Here is a 2,557-nt window from a genome sequence, read left to right on the forward strand (position 1 = left end):
AATAAAAACCATTATAGAATGCATACCTACCTTGCGAGTTTTTTGTTAGTAATCCAATCATAAAAATACCTCTTTCGTGTGTTTTTTATAGGATTAACAAGTTCAACAAAAAGTAAACATAAGGAAGAGCGACCAATATATTCATTATAATATGCTTCTTCAACTAACGAAGCAGTTTAGTTCAATAAGCCAAATGCATTTTTTAAAATATATAATGGTAATTTGTTTAATATTGGAACTTCTGTTTATTTCAAACGTATTAAATTAAAGCAACAGGTTAGTTGAAGATGGAATTATTATGAAATTCTATGTCGAATTTAAATAAAGAGGTGATGAACGTGGTTGAAATTTCAAATGGGACTGGAAAAAGGGAAATGAAAAGTAAATTGAATCAGTTGTTTGAGGACCAAAAGAATGTTCATCTTCATATTCTGTATAAGTATAATGGAATGGAAAATTACATTATACAAGTTTTAGACTATATACAAGATGGCATTGCAGCGGGAGATTACGTGATTCTCATTGAGAATTCTCGTCTTTACCCTATTATTCAAAAAGAACTGAGTACACATTTAACGAAAGAACAAATGGGGTTCATTTACTATGTAAACAGCATGAATTTCTATTATTCAAGTGGGAGTTATCATCCACCTTCAATAGCTGATTACTTTAGTAAAACAATTCAGCCCTATATCGAAGATAAAATCTCTTTCCGAGCATGGGCACATGTCGAGTGGGCCACTATGGAAGAGCCGCTGCATATCATAGAAGATTTAGAGAAAATAGTAGACGAAGCTGTAAATCTGCTGCCGTTTTCATTAATTTGTGCGTACGAAGGAAATAAAATGCCAGACTACCTCAAAACGATTTTGATGGAAGCACATCCTTATGTTTTACTGGAAGATGATTTATTCGTCTCGGACCAATATCAGCCATCGAATGTAGTGAAATGATATTTTTTATTCAACTAACGGGTGCTTTACTTCAAGAAGGAGTAAAGCCTTTTTTCTTATCGAACTAACGGGGCAGGAAAGTTGAATAATAACCAGAATAAATTAATGTTAAACTATAACTAACAAATTCATTGATTTAAGGGAGACAAAGTAATGAAAATCAAAATGCTCATTTTTCTAACATCTTCAAAAGAACAAAAAGAAAATAATAGTAGTGAAATGGTAATGAAAACATTTGAATCAACGATTCGCCCTGTTAAAGGAGATATAATTGATGACCCCGGATTTGACTCAAGATTTCATAATGGATATGAGGTTGTAAAAGTTACTATAAAATATGAGACGAATGAATGCTATGTATCACTAAATCCACTTGCAATGGAATTAGAGGAAATTTGTATCAATGACTATATAGACAAACTTGTAGCAAATGAATGGCGTATTGTTTCAAAAGAAGAATTATTAACTTACTAAAAGAGAAAGATTTACCATATTACCACTATATCTGCCATCGGTGCGATTCTAAAAAACAACAAATCAATTAAAATGGGTTATTAGCATGGAAAAATTAGATTTTGAGTAAAAACTAATGCGTTCTTGTTCAACTAACGGGTGCTTTACTTCAAGAAGGGTAAAGCATTTTTTCTTATTGAAGTAAAGCAGCAGTTTAGTTGAACAAGGTTTGAAACTTTATTTTATAATTTGCTCTGTTTAAGTTTAATGTTGATATTTAAAAATAGAAAAAACGCTGAAAATAGAAGTTCAGCGTTTTAATATTAATCAATCATCTCTGGTCTTAACATTTGGAATCCTTTTTTTTAATTCAGATATGAATATAGATTTATCTCTCGGCGAAATTTTTATACTACCAATACCTGCTTTATAGTTTATCACTACGCCATCTTTAGATGATAAAATTCTATACCCTGCCAATAGGTCTGCTGTTGTAAAATTAGATGACTCAACGTTGGTGATTATGTCATATCGAATACGTCTAAAAAATAGTCCTCCCTTTATATACAAATAATCTTCGTGAAATTCGTATTTGATAAAGAGAACAGTTGAAATAAGCACCACTACTATAATAAGCAAAATAGATAACAATACAATTTTATCGATGGTAGAAAGAGATAAAGTAAATATAGGTATTGATAAAATAGCTGTAATCATAATAATACTGGATGAAAATAAAGTCATAAAAGAGTTATCCCTTTTAGCTTCAAAGCACATCTAATAACCCACCTTTCTATTTTTAACTTATATACTTGTAAAGATAATATAAGGTTTCATTTATCTTGAATAATCTTTTCCATTTACTTTGAAATATTTTTCAATAATGTACCTCGTTAAATGAACAAGTGAAGTCCTAATATTGATACGCTCTTAGTGACTTATAAGTTTTCATTTAATGGAAACAGGCAACTTTTACATCCTATCCGTCAAGCTGGAGCAATAAAAATTGAAGTAAAAGAATAGGATTTCTTCTTCAACTAACGGGTGCGTTTGTTAGTGCGAAACGTTCCTGGCTCAAATGAAATGTGGTCACACAATTTCGGTAAAGGTCAGGCAGTTTCATGTTTCTAGAAATTGAAGGGTTATATCGA

The 2,557-nt window shown here is 30.9% G+C and carries 3 protein-coding genes; 2 read left to right on the plus strand and 1 reads right to left on the minus strand.

Annotated elements, in window-relative coordinates:
- The first annotated feature begins 338 nt into the window (after window positions 1–338).
- Complete coding sequence (locus tag C7437_RS16660; protein WP_342767798.1) at window positions 339–953, plus strand: MEDS domain-containing protein; 615 nt, start codon at window positions 339–341, stop codon at window positions 951–953.
- A gap of 153 nt (window positions 954–1,106) precedes the next feature.
- Window positions 1,107–1,427: a hypothetical protein gene (locus C7437_RS16665; RefSeq protein ID WP_111441101.1), complete on the plus strand. Its 321-nt coding sequence runs from the start codon at window positions 1,107–1,109 to the stop codon at window positions 1,425–1,427.
- Window positions 1,428–1,733: 306 nt separating this feature from the next.
- Here the strand turns inward: C7437_RS16665 and C7437_RS16670 are convergent, their stop codons facing one another.
- Entirely contained in the window at window positions 1,734–2,183 is a 450-nt protein-coding gene (locus tag C7437_RS16670) for a PH domain-containing protein (RefSeq protein WP_111441102.1), read from the minus strand.
- Window positions 2,184–2,557: the final 374 nt, after the last annotated feature.

Source organism: Psychrobacillus insolitus (genome assembly GCF_003254155.1).
Lineage (GTDB): Bacteria > Bacillota > Bacilli > Bacillales_A > Planococcaceae > Psychrobacillus > Psychrobacillus insolitus.